Below are 1,401 nucleotides of genomic sequence, written 5' to 3'. Positions count from 1 at the left end.
GGAATCCAATCGCTCAATATCTTCTTGGTGGGGGGATAATCTAGTAGCCACCTCTTCGTTTAACAGTTCAATCTGCTCAGAAAGAAATTCTATATGGACCAGAATGGTTTTCAACATGAGACGTTGATGTGGATTGATATACCCCCGAAGAGCAAGCTCCAGTTCACTCTTTTTCTTCTTCATTGATCGACGGGCCAAGCTAGCTAGCTTCTTAGGATCATTTTCGCCATCGGCGATAGCACGAAGCATATCGAGAGACGAAACACCCATGATGTCGGAGACAACGGAGCCAAGTTTGATATTAGCACCTTCCAACACCTTTTGAATTCGATTATGTTGCCTTGCACGTTCTTCAATAATACTCCGTCGATACCGAACTAATTCTCGTAGTTCTCGTTGGTTACGATCCGGAATAAAACTTGCTTTAAGTAAACCGTGCCGAAGAAGTTTGGCAATCCATTCTGCATCTTTCACATCGGTCTTGCGACCTGGTACTGCTTTCATATGTTGAGCATTCACTACTAAAAATTCAATATTCTCCGCTTCAAGTAAGTTAACTATTGGCTTCCAAAATACGCCGGTACTTTCCATTGCTACGTGGGTACAACCATGCTCCTTAATCCAGTCAATTAACTGTAATAGAAATACAGTCTTAGTGGAAAACGTTTGAATCTCCTTTCCTTTTGGTGTAATAATACAGGCAGTAATGGAGTCTTTATGAACATCCATACCGCATGCACGCTCAATGATTACTTCCATTGTAATCATCCTTTCTACGGCAACTAGTATTGGAGGCTGGTGCAATAACCAGAGTAGGATTAATCTCCCATGAGTGCTTCCCGTAAGGGAGCGACAGTCTGTGATACACCGTGGTCGTTGGAGTCAGACTAACGGATGGGCTCTATGGCACCATAGTTCATCGACCTTCCTCTCCCAGCCGTAGTATCCTATACCCGTTTTTCACATTTTCATTCTCTGTGGTGTAGCGCTGATTTTGCGCTACATGGGTGGCTAACGGGGCAGTTGTGCGGCCGAGCCTAGGTCGTATCATATAGCGGGTGGGATTCCCGTCGAGAAAGAACTAGCCATTCACTCGTAGCGAGTCTTGGAGGGCTAATGGTAACATTAGCCTTTAAGCGTAGACAGTTAGGTGGCGGGCCGAAAGCCAAATGGTTGAAGGGATTGAGCTCCATAATGTTAGTAAATCGAGAGGGCTGATGCCTTAACTGCGGTAGAAAGCTACATTTTATTCTTCGATATAGGCAAGAAGGATAAAACCTCTCTGGGGTCAGAGACCTTGGCACGTCACACATTGATATGATACGGCAACTCGGGAGACCCTACCGGTCTCTTCTTATAGAAGAGTATGGTGTACAAGTGATAATAAGCAAGGAAACCAAA

General features: G+C 44.6%; 1 protein-coding gene. It reads right to left on the bottom strand.

The window, feature by feature from the left end:
* Positions 1 to 759: IS110 family RNA-guided transposase (locus H9650_RS20210; RefSeq protein ID WP_191698005.1), on the bottom strand; the 759-nt coding region annotated here is incomplete at its 3' end.
* Between the last annotated feature and the right edge of the window lie 642 nt (positions 760 to 1,401).

This window comes from Psychrobacillus faecigallinarum (genome assembly GCF_014836595.1).
Taxonomy (GTDB): Bacteria; Bacillota; Bacilli; order Bacillales_A; family Planococcaceae; genus Psychrobacillus; species Psychrobacillus faecigallinarum.
This window is presented reverse-complemented; position numbering and strand designations above follow the sequence as displayed.